This is a genomic window from Alsobacter sp. SYSU BS001988 (genome assembly GCF_054796215.1).
This window is the reverse complement of sequence record NZ_JBTAMK010000029.1, coordinates 1-22,456: the sequence shown is the minus strand read 5'-3', so window position 1 is coordinate 22,456 and position 22,456 is coordinate 1. Positions and strand designations below refer to the sequence as shown.

Genomic DNA, 22,456 nt, shown 5'->3' with positions numbered 1-22,456 from the left:
GCGGACGAGATGATCGGCCGGAACATGACGCTCCAGGCTGAACTCGTAGAACAGTGCTTCTTGAGCCACCGTCCGTTCGCCCATCATCGCGTCGCCCCCATCCAGGACGACTGAATCAGGACTTCACCCCCGCAGCAACGCCAACTTTTTCAACGGCATCGGCCCGAAGCAGGCGTTTGTCCTGTCTGCGAAACGATCATCCTTGTCCGGGCACAGGCCGCTGCAACCATTCCAGACGGAGCGCTGCCGCACGGCGATGCCCCTCAAGGCCTTCGCTGGCGCTTTGGCGCACGGCCGGGGGAGCGACAGCGCCGACGCCGCGCTCGTCCAGCCATTGGTGCGTGCAAATCTTGACGTAAGACCCTACCCAGAGCCCTCCGGTATAGCGGCCTGCTCCTCCGGTCGGCAGCGTGTGATTAGTGCCGCAGCATTTGTCAGAATAAACGACGCTGGCAAACTTGCCGATGAATAGCGAGCCGTAGTTGCGCAGCTTGGCGGCGATGACGTGAGGATCGGCGGTGTGCACCTGAAGATGCTCCGCTGCGACATGATCGGAATAGGCGACCATCGCCGCCTCATCCTCGCAGACAACGATTTCGCCGGCGTCGCGCCAGGAAACGCCCGCCACCCCGGCGGTTGACAGATCGGAAAGCTGGCGCTCGACTTCGGCGAGCGTCGCCTGCGCCAGCGAAAGATCAGTCGTGATCAGGCCGACCCGGGTGTGGACATCATGCTCAGCCTGGGCGAGCAGGTCTGTCGCAAGAGTGGCGGCGTCTCCGGTCTCGTCCGCGACCACGAAGATTTCGCTCGGGCCGGCCAGTTGGTCTATGCCAACCGGTCCAAAAACCTGGCGCTTGGCTTCGTTCACGTAGGCGTTGCCCGGCCCAAAAATCTTGTCCACCCTGGGCACCGACTGCGTGCCATAGGCCATCGCGGCGATCGCCTGTGCGCCGCCGATGCGGAAGATGCGGTCCGCGCCCGACAAGTGGCAACCCGCGATCATCGCGGGATGCGCCGTTGGCGGGAGGCACGCGATCACCTCGTCGCAGCCCGCGACCTTGGCGGGCACGATCGTCATCACCGGCGCCGAGAGCAGCGGGTAACGCCCGCCGGGAACATAGCATCCAACGCGCTGGATCGGGATGACCCGATGACCGAGATGCAGGCCAGGGAGCGGCTCGACCTCTAGCGGGAGAATGGTCGCCAATTGGGCTTCGGCGAAATCCCGGACCCGGGCGATCGCAAATTCGGTGTCGGCGCGGGTCTGCGGATCCAGCGAGGCGAGAGCCGCCTCGCGTTCCGCCAGCGTGATCTCCAGCGCTCCCACTTCGGCTCGGTCGAATTTCAAGGAATATCTCCTGACCGCGTCGTCACCGCCCGCGCGAACTTCGCGCAGAATGTCCGCCACGACCTGCCCGATCGACGCAGCGCCCGCGGCCACACTGGCTTGGGGAGCCTTAACGTAGCGGACGCCAGACACGGGCGGGAGAAGCTGGGACGTCATGGAAGGATTCCTTTGCACAGGGAGGCAGGTCCGCCTCAGCTCATATTTGTCAGGCAACCTGCTTTATCGTAAAGCAGTGCGCGGATGTCCAGAGGCTCTCGAATGCTGCAGGTCAAAGGGACGACTCGGCTCTTCGCAATCGTCGCGGACCCGGTCGCTCATGTGAAAACACCCGAGATCATCAATGCCCGGTTCGACGAAAAGGGCTTGGACGGAATCCTGGTGCCGCTGCATGTCCGGACCGCGGATCTCGGGACCTTTTTCTCGGCCATGCGTCGTCTTCGTAACCTCGAAGGGTGGATCGTTACGGTTCCGCACAAGACGTCCGCGCTGGCGCTCTGCGATGAGGTCAGCCCCCAGGCTGAGCGGATCGGAGCGGTCAACTGCATTCGCCGAGAGCCGGACGGGCGGCTCTACGGCGCGATGCTCGACGGGATTGGGTTCGTCGACGGCCTCCGCGGGCAGGGCATCGAACCGGCCGACAAGGCCGTGCATCTTGTTGGGGCGGGCGGGGCGGCGGCGGCCATTGCTTTCGCGTTGGCAGAGAGCGGCGTGTCTCGGCTGGTGATCGCGAACAGAAGCGCCGCCAGGCGCGATGAGTTGCTGGCCCGGCTGGCTCGGCATCATCCCGAATGCCGCCCTACCTCCGACGGGCGTGCGGCCGAGGCCGACATCGTCGTCAACGCCACGTCGGTCGGACTGCGGCCGGGGGATGGATCTCCGGTCCCCGAAGACGAACTGCGGCCTGAGCAGATCGTCGCCGAGGTAATTATGGAGCCGGAGATCACACCGTTGCTGCGCGCCGCACAGGCCAAAGGCAGCCGCATCCACCTTGGGCGCCATATGCTCGACGCGCAAGCTGTGGCGATGATCGCCCACATGACGGGTGAGTGGGCGCGATGAACGATGAATTCGACTTCATCATCGTGGGCGGCGGAACGGCCGGATGCGTGCTTGCGAACCGGCTGTCGGCCAGCGGGCGCCACACGGTGCTCCTCCTCGAAGCCGGCGGAGAGCCGCGCAGCGTCTGGATTTCGGTTCCGGCCGGCTTCAGCAAGATGCTGGTTGATGAGAACTACAACTGGCGGTTCTCGACCGAGCCCGAAGCGGCCACGAACAACCGAGTCATCGCAATACCGCGGGGACGCGGGCTGGGCGGCTCGACGCTCATCAACGGGATGATCTATGTCCGCGGCCAACCGGGCGATTTCGACGGCTGGGCCCAGCAGGGCTGTCGTGGCTGGAGCTTCGAAGACGTGCTGCCGTATTTCCGCAAGGTCGAGGCGTTCTCCGGGCAGGCCAGTGACTTGCGCGGCGATAGTGGCCCGGTGCCGGTGACAGAGGTCGCCGAGCACCCCGCGATAGCGGACGCGTTCATCGCGGCGGCGGGGCAACTCGGCTACGAGCGCAACGCCGATTACAACGGCTCCCGTCAGGACGGTTTCGGCTATTATCAGGTTAACCAGCGCGGGGGACGCCGCGTCTCGGCCGAGATGGCGTATCTGCGACCGGCACGCCGACGGCCCAATCTCGAGGTCCGCACGGGGGCATCCGTGACACAGCTCATGATCGAGCAGGAGCGCGTGGCCGGCGTGCGCTATCTCGCCGGCGGCAAGGCGCAGACCGCCACGGCGCGCCGCGAGGTCGTCCTATGCGCAGGGGCGATCCAATCGCCGCAGTTGCTGGAATGCTCGGGCATCGGCGACCCCGCCGTGCTCGCGGCGGTCGGCATCGTCCCGCGCGTTGCGCTGCCCGGGGTCGGCAAGAACTACGCGGACCATTTCTGCACACGGATGAACTGGCGGGTGCGCCTGCCCGTCACGCTCAACGAGTTGACCAGAGGGCCGCGCCTGGGCCTCGCCGTGGCGCAGTACCTGCTGACCCGCAAGGGCATCCTGACCCTCGGCACCGGGCTGGCCTACGGCTTCGTGCAAACGCGACCGGAGCTCAGCGGGCCGGACGTGCAATACTTTTTCATGCACGCGAGCTACGCGAACGCGGCCGAGCGCAAGCTGGATCGCCAGCCCGGCATGACGATCGGCGTGACCCAGTTGAGGCCGGAGTCGCGGGGGACGATCCATGTCCGTTCGCCGGATCCTCGCGTGCCGCCCTCGATCCGGCCGAACTTCCTGGCCACCCAGGTCGACCGGGAGTGCATGGTTGCGGGAATGCGGCTCGCCCGCGACATCGTCGGGCAACCCGCCCTCGCGGATTATCGCGGACGGGAGATGAACCCGGGTCCCGAGTGCCAGAGCGACGCGGACTGGCTCGAATTCGCACGCTCGAACGGGCAGACGATCTATCACGCGGCGGGCACTTGCCGGATGGGGACCGACGACGACGCTGTCGTGGACCCGGCGCTCAGGCTGCGCAAGCTCGGCGGGCTGCGGGTGGTGGACGCTTCCGTGATGCCGACGATCATCTCCGGCAATACGCAGGCCGCCGTGCTGATGATCGCCGAGAAAGCCGCGGACCTGATCCTGCAGGATGCGCAGCAGGGCGCAAGCGCGCGGGCCGGACTTGCCAGCGCAACGCCGCCTCGGTAACTTGTCAGGCAACCTGATAACCGCACCTATCGGCCCGGTCCGTGCATCGTGGCCGGGGCGGGAGGTCGGCGCCATGGTGGCGAAGGCACGCAATTACCGCTCTCGAGCCGGGGGGAACCGTTGAGCCGATGACAAACGGAGACGAGCAAGCGCCAGGACGCCTCGGCGTCGAGGTTCGGATCGACCGGGTCAGCCGCAGCTACGGCAGCGTCCAGGCCGTGGCCGACGTTTCGCTGACGGTCGGGGCCGGCGAGTTCGTGTCGTTGCTCGGTCCGTCTGGCTCGGGGAAAACCACGCTGCTGATGATGCTGGCCGGCTTCGAGGAGCCGGACGCGGGCACGATCGCGGTCGCCGGGCGCGACGTGACCCATGTGGCGCCGAACAAGCGCGCCATCGCGATGGTGTTCCAGCGTTACGCCCTGTTCCCGCACATGACGGTCGCCGAAAACATCGCTTTCCCGTTGCGAATGCGCCAGATTGGCAAGGGCGAGCAACAGCGCCTGGTCTCACGCGCGCTGGATATGGTTCAGCTCGCCGGCTACGGCGACCGCCGTCCGGCCGCCCTGTCCGGAGGACAGCAGCAGCGTGTCGCGCTGGCGCGCGCGATCGTCTTCGATCCCCCGGTGATCCTGATGGATGAGCCGCTGGGAGCGCTCGACAAGAAGCTGCGGCAGCACATGCAGATCGAGTTGAAGCAGCTGCAGCGTCGGCTCGGGGCCACGTTCATCTACGTCACGCATGACCAGGAAGAAGCGCTGACCATGTCGGATCGCGTCGCCGTGATGAGCCAGGGGCGGCTGAGCCAGCTCGGGGCTCCTCGCGACCTCTACGACGATCCGGCCAATCCGTTTGTCGCCGATTTTCTCGGCGAAATGAACTTCATCGACGCCACCGTCGAGGGCGTGGAGCAAGGCGTCTGCCGTGCGTCTGCCCCGTCCGGAACCGCGATGGCCCGCCTGCCGGGCGGACAAGCGGCGCCCCGCGTGGGAGAGCCGGTGCGTGTCGCGGTACGGCCGGAGGCTCTGCGCCTGCAGATGGCGACCGCGTCCGCGCCGGAAGCGGGACTGTCGCATGTGCAGGCAACGGTTCTGCACAGCGTTTTCAACGGCGCGACGTTGCACTACCACCTGGCCCTCGAGGGAGGCGGCGCGCTGGTCGCCGCCCTGAACCCCGCGCTGGCGCCTGACCTCGCGCCCGGCCAGCTCGTCACAGCGACGTGGCGCAACGAAGCCGCCATCGCGTTCCCGGCCGCGTCATGAGTGCGGCCGACACCGCGCATTATGGCGCGGCGCCCCCCTCCGGGGGCTCGCAGCGCAAGCGCGGCGAGCTCTCGACGGGCGCTTCCCTGCTTCTGCTGACGCCATTGATCGTGCTGCTCGGCTGGGCGTTCTTCCTGCCTATCGGGCGGCTGATCCTCACGAGCTTCACGGAGCCCACGTTCGGGGTTGCGCGGTACTGGCGCATTTTCAACGACCCGCTCTACGTGCAGGTGTTCATCCGGACGATTTGGATCGCGGCGTCCTGCACGGTCCTGGCGCTTGTTCTCGGATACCCGGTTGCCCTTCTGATGGCGCGGCGGGGTGGCTGGTTCGCCCGGCTGGCGACCGTGTGCGTCCTGGTTCCGCTCTGGACCTCCGTCCTGATCCGCTCCTACGCGTGGATCATCCTGCTGGAGCGCAATGGCCTCATCAACGGCTCGTTGATCTCGGTGGGGATCGTCGATGCGCCGCTGCGCATGCTCTACACCAACGGCGCCGTGCTGCTCGCGATGACGCACGTGCTCCTGCCTTTCATGGTGCTCCCGGTTGCGACTGCGCTGAAGAGCATTCCGGACGATCTCCCCCGCGCCGCTCTCAACCTGGGGGCCAGCCAGTGGCGCGTGTTCTGGAGCGTGACCCTGCCGCTCAGCCTGCCCGGCGTATTCGCCGGCTGCCTGATCGTCTTCGTGATGGCGCTGGGCTTCTACGTCACACCCGCGCTCCTCGGCGGGCCGCGGACGCTGATGATCGCGACCCTGATTGGTCAGCAGGCTCTGGAGTTGCTCGACTGGCCGTTCGCCGGCGCGTTGTCGTTCGTGCTCCTCGTGTTGTCGCTGGGGATCACGATCGCGTTCCGGCGCTTGCTCAAGCTCGACCGGGTGATCGCTCATGACTAGCCGCCACGGCCCATCTTGGCCGCTCCTGCTTGTGGGCTGCCTCGTCCTGGTGTTCCTGATCCTGCCGACGCTGCTGATCGTCCCGATGTCGTTCAGCCCGACGAACTTCCTTCGGTTTCCACCGGCGGGGTTCTCGACGCGCTGGTATCAAGCCTATTTCGGCAATTCCGGCTGGATCGACGCCACGCTGTTCTCGCTTCAGATCGCCGCCATGACGACGGTCGCGAGCGCGGTGATCGGGGCCATGGCGGCGATGGCGCTGGTGCGCGGACGCGTTCCCGGCCAGGACGTGCTGACGGCGCTGATGCTGGCTCCGCTGATCGTGCCTCACGTGGTGGTGGCGATCGCCGTCTACTTCCAGCTCGCACCGCTGGGGCTGATCGGAACGCGCCTCGCCTTCGTGCTGGTCCACACGGCGCTGGCGGTGCCCTACGTGCTTCTGGTAGTCACCGCGGCCCTACAGCGCGTGCCGTCGTCCTACGAAATGGCGGCCCTCAATCTCGGGGCGTCCCGGCTCGCGTGCTTCCGGCTCATCACCTTGCCGCTGATCACGCCCGCACTGGCGGCCGGATCGATCTTCGCCTTCCTGGCGTCGTTCGACGAGACCGTGGTGTCGTTCTTCATCTCGGGCGTGCAGCACAAGACCATCACCCGCAAGATGATGGAAGACATCGAGTTCAACCTGTCGCCCGTGATCGCCGCAGCGTCGACGCTCTTCGTGTTCGCCACCATCCTGCTGATGTGGGGCGGCACGCTGGTCAGGCGCGGCGAGGCGACGCCGTCCCGCTAGGGTGCTGGCTCACGAGCACTTCACGCCGCCCGATACCGGTCCAGCGCATCGCGAGCCTTGTAGTAGGCGCCGACCCCGGGCAGGAACCAGGGATGGCCTGTGTAGGTCGGCCTGGTCGGAAAGGGGATACCATCGTGACCGCATTGGCGGGCGCTGCCGCTCAGGATCTTCTGGGCGGCCTGGTACCCGAGATACGACATGATGGCCACGCCATTGCCCTGGCAGCCCGCGACGTACAGAACATCGTCGTGCTCGCCCAGATGCGGAACGGCGTCGAACGTGAAGGCCACCAGCCCCTTCCAGCAATGGGTGACCTGATAGCCGGCCAGTTCGGGCCAGACGTTGCACATGAACCGGTGCAGGATCGGGGTTGCTTCCGCCTCGCTGATGTCGCGGAACTTGGCCCGCCCGGCGAAGATTATCCGGCGGCCATCGGGCGAGAGCCGAAACGCATAGAGCGAGCGCTTCGTGTCGCCGGACATGCGGTTGGTGGGCAGCAAGGAGCGGGCGAGGTCCGGCGGAAGCTCCTCGGTCGCCGCCATGTAGGCCGTCACCGGCACGAGGCGACGGCGGACATAGGGGAAAACCGCGCCGTTGAATGCGCTCGTGTAAGCGTTCGTGGCGAGCAGGACCCGATCCGCCTCCACGTCGCCGTGCTTGGTCTTGACGGTAAACCGCCCGGCCCGCCCGTCGATCGAGAGCACCTCGGCTTTTCCGTGCAGCGTCGCGCCCGCGGCTTCGGCCAGACCGCGTACCGCGCGATGCAGCTTCGCCGGCTGCATGCCGCTGACCTGCTCGATCACGTAGCCGCCGTAGTAGAAGTCGCTGCCGATCTCGGTGCGTTGCTGGTCGCGCGGCACCATGTGCACATCGTACCCATAGGCGTCGCGCAGATACTCGGCCCGGGTCTCCAGCGCCCGGTAGGCTTTCGGCGCGTGCGCCCCGATGAAGCGCCCGGTCGGCTGGTAGTCGACGTCCAGCGCCCGGTCGATGATGAGGCGCTTCATGTATTCGAAGGACTCGAACGCCGTGGCCCTCACCGCGTCGGCCCACTCCTTGCCCAGGCGAGCGTCGAGATCGGCGGGCACTTTCAGCCCGCCGCTCAACATGCCGTGGTTGCGCGTGCTGGCGCCCCAGCCGGGATCCCCGGCCTCGAGCACCGCCACGCTCAGCCCCGCTTCGGCCAGCACCCGGGCGGCATGGAGACCGCAGTAGCCGCTCCCGACGATTGCGACGTCAACCTTCGCGGGAAGGTCCGCCGGCGCAGGTTCGAGGGGCGCGTCCTCCCACCAGAAGGGAAGGTTCTTCCAGTCAGGATGCTGGCTCTGGATCATCGGTACAGCTCGCAGGTGCGACAGGCAGGCCTCACTGGAGCTCGTCAGGCCGAGATCCAGCGGTTCCAGCGCTCGAGCGCCATGGACCGGTTCTTCTCAAGCCAATCCGCGTCCGGAATGATGATCTGCTCGAGAATCTCGGGCTTGGCGCCCAGCTCCGCCTTTTCGGCGTCGGAGAGCAGAGCCTGCCCGTTCTTGTTGGGGGTGGAATAGCCCATCGCGCGCGAGAAGGCCGCGTGGTTGTCTGGGTTACCCATGTAGAAGTCGATGAAGGCCCTGGCCGCGTTGGGATGCGGCGCGCCTTTCAGAATGACCCAGGCGCCGAAGTCCGCCACGGCGTTGGCCCAGGTCCATTCGAGCGGCACGCCGTCCTTTTTGGTGGCGTAGGCCGTTCCGCTCCACATGAGGCTCATGACGGCGTCGCCCTGGCGCATCACCTGCTGGCTCTGAGCCCCGGTTTTCCACCAGACCGCGACGTTGGGCTTGATCTTGTCGAGCTTGGCGAAGGCCCGGTCGAGATCGAGCGGGAAAAGCTTGTCGGCGGGCACGCCGTCGGCGATCAACGCCGCGATCAGGGTGGCCCATGGGCTGCCCGTGTTGGGCAGCGCGCGCGGACCCGGGAACGTCTTGACGTCCCAGAAGTCGGCCCAGTCTTTGGGCTTTCGATCCTTAAACGTCTGCGGATCAAAGGCGAGCACCTGTCCGCCCGTTAGATAGAGCACGCCGTAGCGCCCGCAGGTCTTCGCGATCCCCTGGGAGGCGACGTTTGGCATGGCGCTGCAGTCGCCAAGGTCGGCCGCCAGATTGGTTAGCTTTCCGAGCTCGTAATACTGCGGAGAGATGATGTCCCATTCCACCCGGCCCGCCGCTTCCATGGCGGTGGCCTTGGCCATCATGTCGCCGTAGGAGGCCGCGACCGGAACGACCTTGACGCCCGTCGCCTTGGTGAAGGGATCGAAGAAGTTTTTCCGCAAAGACTCTTCAAAGACCCCGCCCGTCGTCCTGATGACGAGGGTGTCCTCCAGCTTTCCGGCGGTTTGCGCTGCGGACGGCTTTGCGCCAAGCGCGCCTGCCGCAATGGTCCCCATCCCTGCCAACATGATTTGGCGACGGTCGATCCTCATGGCTCACCTCTCCGTTGAGGCGCTCCAGCCAGAGCGCCCGATTGAAGTTAGCAGGTTGCCAGACAAGTATCGCACCCTTATCATGAGCGCAACCCGGCAGCTTGACTTGAAACCGTGCAACCGGGAGGTGTGCGGCCCCGGTTGTCGGGCGTGGCCAGCGTTGCGTGTGCTCCTGGCCTCGCGATCGCGAAGACGCTGGACGGTTGACGCTCGGCAAGCCTACATCAAGGGCAAGGTGCGTTGGTGAGCGTAGGCCCGGCGCGTCGATGGGCGCTCTCGATTTCAGACTGGAAGAACCCATTTTATGAGTGAAACCTTGGTCCGATCGCCGTCGCTGGCCGACACCGTCGCCAACAGACTTCGGCGCGAGATTGGCGAGGACAAGTTCAAGGCAGGCCAGAAGCTTCCGACCGAGCGCGAGTTGTCCGAGACCTACGGGGTCAGCCGCGCGATCATTCGCGAAGCGCTGGGGCGCCTCAAGCAGGATGGACTGGTTCGCTCCCGCCAGGGGTCGGGCGCCTTCGTGGCCGAAGGCAGCATCCCGGTGTTCAGGCTGCCGAGCGTCGACCTGCGGGATGCCAGCGAGATCCAGAATGTGGTCGAACTGCTCGTTGCCTTCGAATCCGCGGCTTCAGCGCTTGCGGCGACCCGACGGACGCGGGCGCAACTTGCGGCCATCACGGTCCAGTTCGACGCCATGGAACGGGCCATCACGGAGGATCGCTCGGGCGTCGACGAGGATATTGCGTTTCATCGGGCTATCGTGGAGGCGACGGCCAATCCCGTTTTCCGGGACATGTTCGATTTCCTCGACACCCGGGTGCGTGGATTCATCGGGGTCGCGCGATCGAATTCGGCGCGCAGGAGCCTGACCCGCCTGGTTCAGGATGAGCACAGGGCGATCCTCAATGCCATCAAGCAGAAGGATGCGGACGCCGCCCGCACCGCCGCCGCGACGCATCTTCAGAACGCCATCAAGCGGCTGAGCCAGGCTCGCATCGGCCCTGAGGGCTAACGCCGTCGGGTCAGGCTGATCCTGCGGCGCGCAGGTCCCGGCAGGCCGCCTCGACCATGGCGGCCGCTTCGCCGATATGGCTCTGCTCGACGATCAGCGGCGGGAGAAGCCGGATGACGTTGTGCCCCGCAGGAGCCGTGAGCAGCCCCCTGTCGCGCAGCGCCGTCATCACACGGCGGTTCTCCATCCGGCAGCCGAGCCCCACAAGGAGCCCCTGGCCGCGCACGTCGAGAAGAACGTCGTCGAATTCCGCGACGAGCTTGCCGAGCTCGGCTCGCAGCATCTGCCCCATGCGGGTGACGTGACCGGGCGCGCCTTCACGGTCCAGCAAGTCGCCCTCGAGCAGCAGGTCCATCACGGCGTTGCCGACGGCGCTGGCCAGAGGCGCCCCGCCCAGCGTCGAACCGTGGCTGCCGGGGGTGACGAGATCGGCCACCGCCGTGGTGGCGAGCACCGCCCCGATCGGATAGCCGGCGCCGATCCCCTTCGCGGCCGCCAGGATGTCTGGCGTGACGCCCGAGTGCTCGTGCGAGAACAGCCTGCCGGTGCGCCCAAAGCCGGTCTGGACCTCGTCTAGGACCAGCAAGAGGCCATGGCGGTCACAAAGTGCGCGGATGTCCAGCAGTATCTCGGCTGAGAAGGGGCGAATGCCGCCTTCGCCCTGGACCGGCTCGAGAAGGATCGCGGCCGTCTCCGGCCCGATCGCGGCCGACAAGGCGGCCATGTCGCCAAATGGAACGAGATCAAAGCCGCCCACCACGGGCTCGAAGCCCTGGGTAAGCTTGGGCTGGCCTCCGGCTGCTATCGCCGCCATCGAGCGGCCATGGAACGCGTCGGCGAAGGAGATCACGCGCCAGCGCGGCGAGCCTTGCTGATGGCGGAAATAGCGGCGGACCAGCTTGAGCGCAAAGTCGATCGCCTCGCTTCCCGAATTGGTGAAGAAGGCCGCATCCGCGAAGCTCGCCTCGCACAGCCGGTCGGCGAGACGCTCCTGCTCGGGGACACGAAGCAAGTTGGAGGCATGCCAGAGCTTGCCGGCCTGCTCCCGGAGAGCTTCGACCAGGACCGGATGGCAGTGGCCAAAGGCGTTGACCGCGACGCCGCTCAGGAAATCCAGATAGCGCCGCCCCTGTCTATCGAAGAGGTAGCAGCCTTCTCCACGCTCGACCTCCAAATCGGCGCGCGTGAAAGCCTTCATCAGATGCGGTGTCATGCTGGCCACACAGTTATCAGGTTGCCTGACAATTATAGGCGGACGGCGGCCGGCGCAAACTGTTTCCTCACAGGGCGGCTACAACGCGCTCCAAGAGCATCCGAGGTGACCACAACCGCTTGCACCCGTGGCGGAACTGTCATAATTTGTCTAGCAACCTGAGAACTTTTTTAGGGTGCAAACCCGCCGGGGCTGCACGTTGCCGTTTGCCCGCCGCGGCTCCCACCATCATGGTGGCGGGACATTCTGGGCTTTGGGGAAGGAATTGCGCCGGCATGGCGAACGTATCGCTCGTGAAGGTCACGAAAGCCTGGGGTTCGTTTGTTGGCGTGAACGAGATCAGTCTCGACATCGCCGACCGTGAGCTCGTGGTCTTCCTCGGCCCGTCCGGCTGCGGCAAGACCACCACGATGCGGATGATCGCAGGTCTCGAGGATCCCACCAGCGGCACGATCACGATCGGCGACAGGGTCGTGAACGACCTGGAGCCCAAGGAGAGGGACGTCGCCATGGTGTTCCAGAACTATGGCCTCTACCCAAACCTCTCCGTGTACGAGAATATCCGGTTTCCTCTAAAAGTCCGGAAAGCGCCGCCCAACACGCATGACGAGCGGGTGCGACGGGCGGCCGCAATGGTGGAGCTCGGCGACCTCCTTCAGCGGCGTCCCCGCGAATTGTCCGGCGGCCAGCGGCAGCGCGTCGCACTGGCCCGGGCGATCGTGCGGCAGCCCGCCATCTTCCTGATGGACGAACCGCTGTCGAACCTCGACGCCAAGCTGCGCGTATCCACCCGGGCGCAGATCAAGCATCTCCATCACGAGATCGGGGTCACGACGGTTTACGTCACACATGACCAGATCGAGGCCATGACGCTCGCCGATCGCGTCGTGGTGATGAACAAGGGGTCTATCCAGCAGCTCGGGACGCCCACGGAGATCTACGACTACCCGGCGAACACCTTTGTGGCGGGTTTCATCGGGTCGCCGGCCATGAACCTGATCGGCGGCGAGATCGCGGGCGGGACGTTCAACGGCGTCAACACGCGCATTGCGGGCTTCGAGGGCGTATCGGGGCCCGTGACCCTCGGGTTCCGCGCCGAGGACGCCAACATCGCGCCGGCCGCGGGCGGAGAAATCCGGGCGCCCATCTACAGCATCGAACTTCTCGGGGACGCCACGCTTGTGACGGTGCGGGCGGGCGAAAGCTTCCTGGCCGTGAAGGCGAACAAGGGGTTCCGGGCGCAAATCGGCCAACCGATCGGATTTTCCCTGTCGCCCGCCCAGTGCCACCTGTTTCGCCCGGACAACGGCGAGCGCGTCGTCGTGGCTGGCGGAGGCGCGCAGCGACGCGGCGCGGCCGGAGCGCCCTCCCGGTGAAAAAGCGCACCTTCCTGGCCTTCGCGGCCCCCTCGATGCTGATGATGGTCATCTTCATCGCGCTGCCGCTCGTCAGCGTGTTCTGGCAGAGCTTCCACAACACCCAGCGCGTGTTCCGCGAGGTTACGGTGGAGACCTGCACGCCCGGCTTCACGCGCCAGATCTGCAAGCAGGAAACGCGCTCCGAGGCGGTTCTGGATGAGACCGGGAAGCCGCTGACACAGACCAGCTTCGTCGGGCTGGAAAGCTACAGGCTCGTTCTCCAGCCTGAGGTCGTCCGGGAGTCCCTTGGGCGCGGGTGGGCCGGCATCTCCCACATTCTCGACCTGGACTTCTACAAGGCGCTGCGCTTCACGCTGACCTTCACCATCGTGACTTTGCCGTTCGTGATCGGCTTTGGCCTGCTGATCGCCCTGATGGTCAACACCACTGTCCGGTCGCTGCGCGGACCAATCATTTTCGTGTCGCTGCTGCCCTACATCATCACGCCCGTGATCGGGGCCCTCTCGATCCGCTGGCTGTTCACCGGCGACGGCATCCTGACGGCCGCGCTCTCGTATCTGGCCGGCCATCAGATCTCGATGTTTGCGCATGGCTGGACGATCGAGCTGCTGATGTTGTTCTACCGGGTCTGGCACGTCGTGCCCTTCGCCTTCGTGGTGTTCTACGCAGGGCTGCAGAGCGTCGACCAGGACACCATGGACTCAGCCGTCGTGGATGGCGCCTCCCGGCTGGAACGCCTGCGCTACGTCGTGATCCCGCACCTCGCGCCGCTAATCATCTTCGTGTCCCTCATCCACCTGATGGACGCTTATCGGGTGTTCGAAGAGGTCATCGGCTTCTCCAGCCAGGCGCACCGCATCTCGCTCCAATGGCTCACTTTCAATTATCTGAGCCCTGACCAGGCGGGGAACCGCTCGATTTCGAGGGCGTCGGCCTCCGCGATGCTGACCATCATCGGCGTCGCGTTCATCCTCGCCCCGCTGTTGATGCGCACCTGGCGCGACCACCGGAGGGCCGCCTGATGACGACCACCGCCCGCGTGATGCAGCAGCCTCTCGGCCTCAAGATCGTGTCCGGCTTTGGACTCGCTCTATGGCTCGTGATCGCCGCGTTTCCGCTGTTCTGGACAGCCGCGATGTCGTTCAAGGAGCCGCTGGACGCTTTTTCATCGAATCCCTGGCACGTCATTCTGGGAGAGAGCACGCGCCTCAACGAAGGAGGTCTCTCCATCCTCGGCGGCGCGCTGCTCGCCGCCTTGGCAGCCGTCATGGTCCTGGCGTTCCGCGCGATCAAGAGCTGGGCGCTGCGGCCGGAGACCAGCCGGCTCGCCGCCTGGCTCATCGCCGCCGTGGGGGTGGTGCTGGCCCTGCTGCTGTTGTGGTGGTTTCCGCTCGCGCTGCGCGCTGTCGACGGCCTGGTGACGGCGGTTCCCGGCCTAGGCGTCCTGGGACGGCCCTTGATCGGCTTCACGGCCGAAAGCTATCGCGCCGTCTGGGTCGACCACGCTTTCTATCGTCAGTTCATCAACTCGATGATCGTCACGGGCGGCGTCGTCACCGTGTCGCTGACGGTCGGAACGCTGGCCGGCTATGCGCTGGCCAGAACCAAGACCAACTACGCGTTCTGGCTGCTGCTGGTCGCTCTCGTGTTCCGCGCCATGCCCCATTCGGTCCTGGTCGCCGGGTACCTGCCGGCTTTCATCAACTCGCGCGACATCCTTGCGCCGCTTTGGGCCAACGATTTCACCGGCCCCGTGATGCGGCTGTTCTCGGATCAGGCGCCCACGCTTTACGGCAAGCCCTGGGCGGTGATCGCCGCGCTGGTGGCGATCAACCAGCCTTTCACAATCTGGATGCTGCGCTCGTTCTTTGCCAACATTCCGGCCGAGCTGGACGAGGCGGCCCGCGTGGACGGATGCTCGCACTTCGAGGCGTTCTGGCGCGTGATCATCCCGGTGATGTGGCCGGGGGTGATCACCACCGGGCTGTTCTCGTTTCTGCTGGCCTACAACGATTACCTGGTCACCGGCCTGCTGCTGGACGCGCAGTCCCTCACCATGGTGCCGATGATCAGCCAGTTCCTGGCGAGCGACAACACCGCCGCCGATCAGTTGCAGGCGATTGCGGCGGCGGTGTCGATCACCGCGCCGCTGTTCGTGCTTGTTCTGGTCTTCCAGCGCCACCTCGTGGGCGGCCTCACGCAAGGCGCCGTGAAGGGATGATCCGGCGTAGCGTCAGGCCGGCTTGCCGCCGGCCGGCGCCCAGGCGACCACGATCATCTCGACCTTGAGCGCCGCGTTGGCGAGCGCGACCTGGCCGCAGGCGCGCACGGGCGGGTGGTTGGGATCCACCCACTCGTTCCAGACCGCCGTGACCTCGTCGAAGTAGGCGAGGTCGGCGAGCCAGATCGTTATGTGGGCAATCTTGGTTTTGTCGGACCCGATGCGGGCGAGCCGCTCCTCCATGGACGCAAAGATCTGCCGCGCCTGATCGGCCGCCGACGCTGCGGGGTCGATCGGCAGAGGCGGTATCACGGTCATGTACGCGGTCTCGCCGATCACGGCGGCGGTGGCCGAGCGGACACGGGACTTCGACTGGGCGTCGCCCGACTTCAGATGGTGCGTGATCACGGTCGTTTCCTTCACGTGCTAGTCGGGCGTCGCTTCAGGGCTGCACCGGAAAATCGTAAAGCGCGGCAGGATTGTCGACGAGAATGCGGTGAAGCAGGGCCTCGTCGCGCGTGTAGTCGAGCAGAAGATCCAGCAAAAGCGCGTGGTCCGGGATCGGCTGCTTGAAGACCGGCAGCATGGACTGAGGCCATTCGCTGCCCCACACCACCCGGTCGGGTGCGGTGTCCAGGAAGGCTTTCGCCAGTGGAACGAGTTCGGGCCAGGGCTCCGGGCGACGATGCCGGCCGGCATAGGGCGCGGTGAGCTTGACCCAGCCCGAGCCGCTCGCCAACAGCCGCAGCGCAGCCTGCACGGCGGGATGCTCGACCGGCAGCGCGTCGATGAACTTGCCGTAGTGGTCGAGCACCACCGGGCAGGGCAGATCCAGCAGGCGATCCACGAGCGTGGGAAGGTCGCGGCCGTCGGTCTGCAGGTCGATGTGCCAGCCGAAGGGCGCAATGGCCTCCGCGACGGTCTCGAGGGCTTCCCACGGCAATACCCCGTTCGCCATCTCGAACCGGATCCCGCGTACGCCATGCGACGAGAGACGGCGAAGCTCATCGGCCGGCGTGTCGACGTCGATCACCGCAACGCCGCGCGCAGAGCCCGCAAAGGCTTCAAGCGCGGTGACCAGGTTGGTGTTGTCCGTGCCGTGCGTGATCGACTGGATCACGACCGCGCGGGACAGCCCGAGCCGCTCGCGGATGGCGGTCATGTAATCTGGCACGGTCGCGACCGGGGGCTCGTAGGGGGTGCCTGCCCGCGGAGGAAAGCGGGGATCGAAGATGTGCATGTGGCAGTCGCAGGCGCCCGGGGGAGCTTTCAGCTTCGGGGCGGGGAGAGCGGATTGGCTTGCGTTCATGAACGATGGTTCCTGCGGTCGATCGCCGGTTCAGCGGAGTGAGCAGGCGGTGGTTTTTCGGGCGGGATCGGCCAGCGGCGGCAGCGGCTCAGCCGCCCAGCCTGACAGGCGTTCCAGAGTCCGGGCCGCCCGCAAGATCGTCGCCTCGTCCAGACGGCGGCCAACGATCTGGACCGCCAGCGGGAAGCGGGTCGCGTCGAGCCCAATTGGTACGCTGATGGCGGGATGCCCCGAAACATTGAAGGTGCTCGCCTGCAGCGGCCAGACGACGGGAGTCGTCGCGGTGGAAAGCAGGGGGGCCGGCGCCAGCGATATGGCGGTGAGCAGCACGTCAACACGCTGCAGTGCCTGGTCCACGGCGCGGGACAGGGCCTTCTGGAGATCCAGGGCGGCGATGTAGTCGGCCGCCCCGATCGCGGCGCCCACGGCGAAGCGCCGTGCGGTGATCGAGCCGTAGTCGGCCAGCCGTTCCCGTAAGTCGGTGCGATGAATGGCGAAGGCTTCGGCGGTCATCAACACGCGTCCGCACGCGACGAACAGGCCGTAGTCGGGGAGGTCGACGGTCTCGATCACGGCTCCCCCCTGGTGCAGCCAGGCGATCGCCTGTTCGATCCCGCTTCGAGCGGCGTCGGTCAGCAGGGGCGACGTGGCGAAAAAAGCTTCGGGGACGCCGACCCGCCGACCAGCGACACCGTCCTCTAGGCCGACCATGTAGTCAGGGACGGGCTCTTCCAGGCTGGCCGGATCTTCCGGATCATGGCCCGCCATGGCGGAGAGCATCGCGGCGCAGTCGTGGACCGTTCGCGTGATGGGGCCGCAATGGTCCAGGCTGGGCGCCAGAGGAAAGATTCCGCGGCGGGAGACGCGCCCGAAGGTCGGCTTCAGCCCGACCGCGCCGCACCATGCGGCGGGACCGCGGATCGAGCCCGTCGTGCATGTCCCAACCGTGAGGGCCACGAAACCGGCCGCAACCGCAGCGCCGGATCCCGACGACGAGCCCCCTGCCGTGCGGGAGAGGTCCCACGGATTGCGCGTCGGAGGGAACGGCAGGTCGAAGCTCGGTCCCCCGAGCGCGAACTCGAAGGTGGAGAGCTTCCCGACCAGAACAGCGCCGGCGTCCCGCAACCGGGACACGACGGCCGAGTCGCGCTCCGCGACATGGTCCAGGCGCAGCCGGGATTGGCATGTGGTCGGCAGCCCGGCGGCGTCGCAGATGTCCTTCAGCGCATAAGGGACGCCTTGCAGCGGGCCACGGTCGATCCCGCGGCGAAACAGGTCATCCGCGGCTTCGGCCTGCAGGAGCGCGCCCTCGCGGTCGACTTGCACGAACGCATGCACCTGGTCGTCAAACGCGGCGATGCGGGCGAGCGTCGCGTGAGTCAGGTCCACCGACGTAACCTCGCCGGAGCGGAGCGCCCGCGCGGCGTCGGCGACGGAGGGCGCAGGGGAGGCGCGCATCGGATCGGTCATCGCGAGGTGTCGGCCTGCGGTTCGGGTGGGACGCCCGCCGTCGCCACCACGGCCAACAGACGCTTCAGCTGCAGGTACTCGGCCACTGCTTCCTCCAACCGGTCCGGCGGATAGGCGATCCCCTCCCGCGCAAAAGCGGCCAAAAGCTCCGCGCGCAGGAGAGCGTCGTCGTCCTGCGTGGGGGATGTGCCGGTCGTCTTCATGATCGCATCCGCCGAGGTCCTGAAACGTGGCGAGCGGAGCCGGCCGGCGTCAGCGGCCAGCTCCCGCCAACTCAACGCTTGAGGAGGCCCGCCTCCTTGGCCGCAACCAGGTAGTCCGCCTCCATCTTGGCGAGCGTCTGCTCGGCCGTGCGCTTTCCGAGCAGGTAGTCAGCGACGTTGCTGGAGATCGCGGTGTCGATCAGCCCGCGCCACACCGTGGAGGGAGCGGGTTGCGCCCCGTTCTCCAACGTTTCGACCGCGCCCTTGGCGGAGGGACCGGGCTTGTAGCCGTCGACCAGCCAGACAGCCGCGTCGTTGTTCTTCGCCACCGTCTCGGCGTCCGCTCCTTCGAGCGCCACTCTGAAGGCCGCCTCGGCTTCGGCGTCGGTCGCGTTCTTGGCGATCGCGATCGCATCCCACGAATACGTCACCGCCGGGATGCCGCCCTTCACGGCGCGCGGGGCGGCGGCGGTCGCCATCTTGCCGGCGACCCGGCTTTCCTTGGGGTTCTCCAGAGCGGCCGCGCGCGTCGCCCAGAAAACGGCCATCGCGATCTTTTCCTGCTGGAACTGCTGCTGGACGAAGGTGGCGTCGGCCGTGAGGTATTCGGGGCTCATATATTCGCTGAGCTTCTTCAGCATCTCGAGCGTCTTGACGCCGGCTTCGGAATTCAGCGCCGGCGAATTATCCGCGTTCACGAGTTTGCCGCCGTAGCCGGCATAGATGTTGTTGAATTCGATCCCGATGTTCCAGTCGGCCTTCATGGTCCCGCCAAGCGGGTATTGGACCAGCCCCGACTCCTTGATCGTCTTCGCAGCCGCCAAGACATCGTCGTACGTGTCCGGAACCGTGATGTTCAGCTTGTCGAAAATGTCCTTCCGGTACTGCAGGTACTGCGTGTTAACCATCAGGGCGATGGCCATGACCTTGCCGTCGATCTGGATGATCTGGTTTGGGCGAAGGTGCTGGCCATACTTCGCAACGAGGCTGTCCAGCGGCCGGATCGTGCCTTGCGTGAGGAGCGGCACGATGGTGCCGTTGTGCACGTAACCGACATGGTACAGGGCGGGGTTTGCGGCGAAGGCGGCCGGTCCCTTGGTGCGAATTTCCTGATCGAGCTCCGCCGAGACGTTGCCGCATTCCTTCATGGCCTCGGCGATGATCTTCCAGGCCGGGAATGCCGCGAAATAGGCTTTGACCGGCACTTCGTTCTTGAATGCGCAGGACGCAAAGGCCGATGAGCCCGACATCATCAGGGCGATCAGCGCGGCGGAAAGCGGTTTGGACATGCTCGTTCTCCTCTGGGGACCGTTGCGTCGATCAGGCGGTGCTTAACGGGTTGGCGTGTTGCTCTCGTAGACGTCCAAAGTCGCCGGGGACGAGGCCGGGCGCCCGCCGCCGCGCGGCAGAAAGCGGCGGATCGAAAAGGTCTCGGGATCGATCGATGGCGTCGCGCCCTGGACCAGGTCCGCAACGGCCTTGCCGGCGGCGGAACCGTTGATCATTCCGGAGGACGAGAAGCCAAAGGAGTAGAAGAGGCCGTTCAAAACGCTTGACTGGCTGATGATCGGCAGCCCGTCAGGCAGGTAGGAGCGGAACCCGCGCCACACGGTCATTGGCTCGACGCGGATGCCCGGCAGAACGGCGCCGATATGCGCCAGCATGCCGTCGATGCGGCTGTGGTCGAAGGGCAGACCCTCGCCGCCGAACTCGTAGGTGCCCGCCACCCTGATGCTGTCTCCCATGGGGGTGATGGCGACGCGGAAATCCAGCGGCAGCAGGGGCGTTTCCAACGCGACGCCCGGATTGCGCAGCATGGCGTGATATCCGCCCACGGCCTGATGCGGCACAGGCTCTCCCGCCGCGCGGGCGAAGCTCGCCGAATGGGAGCCTGCCGCAATCACCACCACGTCGCCCTCGATTGGGCCTCTTGGCGTACTGACGCCGGCGACGCGACCATTTGTGGCGGTCACCGCGCCCGCCTTCGCCTCGATCGCGGTTCCGCCCCTGGCCAGAAACAGATCGAACAGGCTCTGCACGAACAGTTGGGGATCGAGCGTGTGGCGGTAAGCCGGCGAGAACACGCCGTGCGTGTAGGCGGGGTTTACGGACGGGGCGAGATCGGCGATGCGGTGCCGATCCACCTTCTCCATCGGCACATTCAGCTGTCGGAGAAACGCCAGCCCCTTGTCCCAATGAGCGTCCATCGCGGCTTCGGCGCGCACCAGCGCAAGGGAGCCGCGCGCCTGGACGAGCGCCTTGGCCCCGGCTTCCTCGACGATGGGATCATAGAGCTCCGCGCCGGGATGGCAGAGGCTCGCCAAGGCGCGGGTGATGCGCTCGACCTCGGCAGGCCCAGCGTGCCGCAGCATGCGCAAGAACCAGGGCGTCAGGCCCAGGATGCGGGACCAGCGAACGTTCAGCGGCGAAGTCGGGCTGCGCAGCATTTGCAGCAGCGTCACGGGCGTGAGACCGGCGAACACCGGCCGCAGGTTGGTGTTGGCGATAATTCCGGCGTTGCCGGACGACGCTCCGGAGCCCGGCCGCTCTGCGTCGACGATCGCCACCTTGGCGCCCTGGCGCTGCAGGTTCAGCGCCGCACAGACGCCGGCTATCCCGGCGCCGATTACGACGCAGTCAAATCCCCGCCGTTCGGTCATGCCGGCCACCAGGACAGCCGCGGAGGCAAAGGCACGATCTTGGTCGGGTTGATGTGCGCGTGGGAGACAAAGTAGTGGGTCATCGTTTCACCGAGATCGAACGTCTCGCTCACGCCCGGGATCGAGAGGACGCGCCGGATGTAGCGCGTGAGCGCGGGGTGATCCTCGATGCGCTCGGCCGTGCAGCGGAACAGCGGGACATAGATGGCGTCATACCGGACCAGGCAGACAAACAGCGCGATGTCGGGCTCGGTGAGCGTGTCGCCGAGCAGAAAGGTCTTGTCCTCGAGCCGCCCAGCCAGGGCCCGGATGGTCGCGCCCAGAAGCGTGGCATGCCGCTCGTAGTCGGACTGATCGCGCGAGAAGCCCGTGCGGTAGACCACGCCCAGAATGCCGGAGCCAAGACGGGACAGCTCCGCGTCAATCTCCCCGCGCAGGTGAGGAGGCTGGATATCGATCCGCGATGGCGTGAAGCCGTCGAACTCGCGGTTCAGCATCGTGAGGATGTCACGATAGGTGTTTGAGACGATTCTGCGCGTCTTCCTGTCCCAGAGAACAGGGGTGGAGTCCCGTCCCGAATGGTCCGGGTCCGTCTCGCGATACAGCTCGTGCAGGAACGACGCGCCGGTGACCTCGTCGGGCGCGGCGTCCCGGGCTGTGCCGAACTCGCGACCGTTCGGGCCCATCACGGGGCGCACGCATGACAGCGACACCACGTCGGCCAATTGCTTGAGGCTATGGACGATGCGGATGCGGTGGGACAGTGGACAACCGGGGCAGACGATTAGGTGGTATCGGTCGGCTTCGGCCGGAAGATCGCCACGGACGTTGTCGGGGTGCGCGCGCACGTAGCCGTCGAACTGCTCCCGGCGCGGTTCCCAACCTTGCGCACCGATCTGATCGTGATCACCCCCGTGCCAAACGCCTCGCCGCAGGAAACCCATACTCGGGATACCTCGTCTTTCCCTCGCCACAGCGGAACGAACAATTGTAAAAAAGTTGTCAGGCAACATGGCAGCTCTTGCACGCGTGTCAATACAGAGTGTGCAACCATTGTTCGACGCGAGCGCGCGGGAATCGCGGGTCCGACCAGCCGTCGCGGCGCTGGCGAGATTGGGACCAATCCGGTGTTCCAGTGATAGGGTCGTCCCATCCGGTTGTTGTGTCCGGCGCAGTCAAACGCAGTAGCGCCAACCGGCTCAGATGATCTCCGGGCTAGGCTGCCGGCCTGGGACTGAGCGACTTGTCGAGCCATTGATCAAAGTGAACGGATACTCGTGCAGTGGCCCTCGCCGGCGGAGGAAGAGCGTCGCCGGAGGCTCGGACAGACGCCGTGTACGAGGGAGTTGGCCCGAGCTCGGCGAACCGCTGAACGTCGGCCTTCTTACGAGAAGCTGAGCTTGGGTTCCTAGACAGCGCAGACAAGGCTCAACTTTCGGTGGTTGCGCGTCCCCGCAACCAACCCTCCCAAAACTCCCCGACGCCCCCCAGCGCCGGGGAGTTTTTGCGTTCCGGGACAGGGCCAACGCGATA

General features: G+C 66.2%; 20 protein-coding genes. 9 read left to right on the top strand and 11 right to left on the bottom strand.

Annotated features, from left to right (window positions below; translation table 11 throughout):
• Nucleotides 1–196: 196 nt before the first annotated feature.
• Entirely contained in the window at nt 197–1,504 is a 1,308-nt protein-coding gene (gene hisD / locus ACYVO7_RS25115) for a histidinol dehydrogenase (RefSeq protein ID WP_460452498.1), read from the bottom strand.
• Nucleotides 1,505–1,606: 102 nt separating this feature from the next.
• Between hisD and ACYVO7_RS25110 the strand changes: the two genes are divergently transcribed.
• The 5 genes from ACYVO7_RS25110 to ACYVO7_RS25090 all read left to right on the top strand — a co-directional run bounded on the left by ACYVO7_RS25110 (nt 1,607) and on the right by ACYVO7_RS25090 (nt 6,995).
• Complete coding sequence (locus tag ACYVO7_RS25110; RefSeq protein WP_460452497.1) at nt 1,607–2,407, top strand: shikimate dehydrogenase family protein; 801 nt, start codon at nt 1,607–1,609, stop codon at nt 2,405–2,407.
• Nucleotides 2,404–4,050, top strand: coding sequence for a GMC family oxidoreductase (locus tag ACYVO7_RS25105; protein WP_460452496.1), 1,647 nt, complete (start codon nt 2,404–2,406; stop codon nt 4,048–4,050). Before ACYVO7_RS25110 ends, ACYVO7_RS25105 begins: the two co-directional genes overlap by 4 nt.
• Nucleotides 4,051–4,178: 128 nt before the next feature.
• Nucleotides 4,179–5,309 (top strand): ABC transporter ATP-binding protein, encoded by a 1,131-nt coding sequence (locus ACYVO7_RS25100; RefSeq protein ID WP_460452495.1) that lies wholly within the window; start codon nt 4,179–4,181, stop codon nt 5,307–5,309.
• On the top strand, nt 5,267–6,205 hold the full coding sequence (locus ACYVO7_RS25095; RefSeq protein WP_460452494.1) for an ABC transporter permease: 939 nt from the start codon (nt 5,267–5,269) through the stop codon (nt 6,203–6,205). The genes ACYVO7_RS25100 and ACYVO7_RS25095 overlap by 43 nt, the downstream gene beginning before the upstream one ends.
• Complete coding sequence (locus ACYVO7_RS25090) at nt 6,198–6,995, top strand: ABC transporter permease (RefSeq protein WP_460452493.1); 798 nt, start codon at nt 6,198–6,200, stop codon at nt 6,993–6,995. The genes ACYVO7_RS25095 and ACYVO7_RS25090 overlap by 8 nt, the downstream gene beginning before the upstream one ends.
• Nucleotides 6,996–7,015: 20 nt before the next feature.
• On the opposite strand, the gene ACYVO7_RS25085 is transcribed toward ACYVO7_RS25090, so the two are convergent.
• Both ACYVO7_RS25085 and ACYVO7_RS25080 read right to left on the bottom strand, forming a co-directional pair.
• Nucleotides 7,016–8,329, bottom strand: coding sequence for an NAD(P)/FAD-dependent oxidoreductase (locus ACYVO7_RS25085; RefSeq protein WP_460452492.1), 1,314 nt, complete (start codon nt 8,327–8,329; stop codon nt 7,016–7,018).
• 44 nt (nt 8,330–8,373) lie between these two features.
• Entirely contained in the window at nt 8,374–9,453 is a 1,080-nt protein-coding gene (locus ACYVO7_RS25080) for an ABC transporter substrate-binding protein (RefSeq protein ID WP_460452491.1), read from the bottom strand.
• A gap of 304 nt (nt 9,454–9,757) precedes the next feature.
• Here ACYVO7_RS25080 and ACYVO7_RS25075 point away from each other — a divergent pair, with 304 nt between their 5' ends.
• Nucleotides 9,758–10,468: a FadR/GntR family transcriptional regulator gene (locus tag ACYVO7_RS25075; protein ID WP_460452490.1), complete on the top strand. Its 711-nt coding sequence runs from the start codon at nt 9,758–9,760 to the stop codon at nt 10,466–10,468.
• 10 nt (nt 10,469–10,478) lie between these two features.
• Here ACYVO7_RS25075 and ACYVO7_RS25070 read toward each other — a convergent pair whose 3' ends face one another.
• On the bottom strand, nt 10,479–11,681 hold the full coding sequence (locus ACYVO7_RS25070) for an acetylornithine transaminase (protein WP_460452489.1): 1,203 nt from the start codon (nt 11,679–11,681) through the stop codon (nt 10,479–10,481).
• 275 nt (nt 11,682–11,956) lie between these two features.
• On the opposite strand from ACYVO7_RS25070, the gene ACYVO7_RS25065 reads away from it, so the two are divergent.
• From ACYVO7_RS25065 to ACYVO7_RS25055, 3 genes are read left to right on the top strand one after another with little or no spacing between them, the layout of a single operon-like run.
• Nucleotides 11,957–13,057 carry an ABC transporter ATP-binding protein gene (locus tag ACYVO7_RS25065; protein ID WP_460452488.1) on the top strand — a complete coding sequence of 367 codons (1,101 nt, stop codon included), beginning with the start codon at nt 11,957–11,959 and terminating at the stop codon, nt 13,055–13,057.
• Nucleotides 13,054–14,082 (top strand): carbohydrate ABC transporter permease, encoded by a 1,029-nt coding sequence (locus tag ACYVO7_RS25060; protein WP_460452487.1) that lies wholly within the window; start codon nt 13,054–13,056, stop codon nt 14,080–14,082. The genes ACYVO7_RS25065 and ACYVO7_RS25060 overlap by 4 nt, the downstream gene beginning before the upstream one ends.
• Nucleotides 14,082–15,281 (top strand): carbohydrate ABC transporter permease, encoded by a 1,200-nt coding sequence (locus tag ACYVO7_RS25055; protein ID WP_460452486.1) that lies wholly within the window; start codon nt 14,082–14,084, stop codon nt 15,279–15,281. Before ACYVO7_RS25060 ends, ACYVO7_RS25055 begins: the two co-directional genes overlap by 1 nt.
• A gap of 12 nt (nt 15,282–15,293) precedes the next feature.
• On the opposite strand, the gene ACYVO7_RS25050 is transcribed toward ACYVO7_RS25055, so the two are convergent.
• The 7 genes from ACYVO7_RS25050 to ACYVO7_RS25020 all read right to left on the bottom strand — a co-directional run bounded on the left by ACYVO7_RS25050 (nt 15,294) and on the right by ACYVO7_RS25020 (nt 21,867).
• On the bottom strand, nt 15,294–15,689 hold the full coding sequence (locus ACYVO7_RS25050; protein WP_460452485.1) for a RidA family protein: 396 nt from the start codon (nt 15,687–15,689) through the stop codon (nt 15,294–15,296).
• A gap of 34 nt (nt 15,690–15,723) precedes the next feature.
• Complete coding sequence (locus ACYVO7_RS25045) at nt 15,724–16,521, bottom strand: amidohydrolase family protein (protein ID WP_460452484.1); 798 nt, start codon at nt 16,519–16,521, stop codon at nt 15,724–15,726.
• Nucleotides 16,522–16,620: 99 nt separating this feature from the next.
• Entirely contained in the window at nt 16,621–18,060 is a 1,440-nt protein-coding gene (locus ACYVO7_RS25040; protein WP_460452483.1) for an amidase, read from the bottom strand.
• Complete coding sequence (locus ACYVO7_RS25035; RefSeq protein WP_460452482.1) at nt 18,057–18,263, bottom strand: hypothetical protein; 207 nt, start codon at nt 18,261–18,263, stop codon at nt 18,057–18,059. The genes ACYVO7_RS25040 and ACYVO7_RS25035 overlap by 4 nt, the downstream gene beginning before the upstream one ends.
• A gap of 71 nt (nt 18,264–18,334) precedes the next feature.
• The gene (locus tag ACYVO7_RS25030) at nt 18,335–19,552 is read right to left on the bottom strand and encodes an ABC transporter substrate-binding protein (protein WP_460452481.1); all 1,218 of its coding nucleotides are present in this window, start codon (nt 19,550–19,552) and stop codon (nt 18,335–18,337) included.
• A gap of 42 nt (nt 19,553–19,594) precedes the next feature.
• Nucleotides 19,595–20,923 carry an NAD(P)/FAD-dependent oxidoreductase gene (locus tag ACYVO7_RS25025; RefSeq protein ID WP_460452480.1) on the bottom strand — a complete coding sequence of 443 codons (1,329 nt, stop codon included), beginning with the start codon at nt 20,921–20,923 and terminating at the stop codon, nt 19,595–19,597.
• A complete protein-coding gene (locus ACYVO7_RS25020) occupies nt 20,920–21,867 on the bottom strand; it encodes a glutathione S-transferase C-terminal domain-containing protein (RefSeq protein WP_460452479.1) in 948 nt (315 codons plus the stop codon). The genes ACYVO7_RS25025 and ACYVO7_RS25020 overlap by 4 nt, the downstream gene beginning before the upstream one ends.
• Nucleotides 21,868–22,456: the final 589 nt, after the last annotated feature.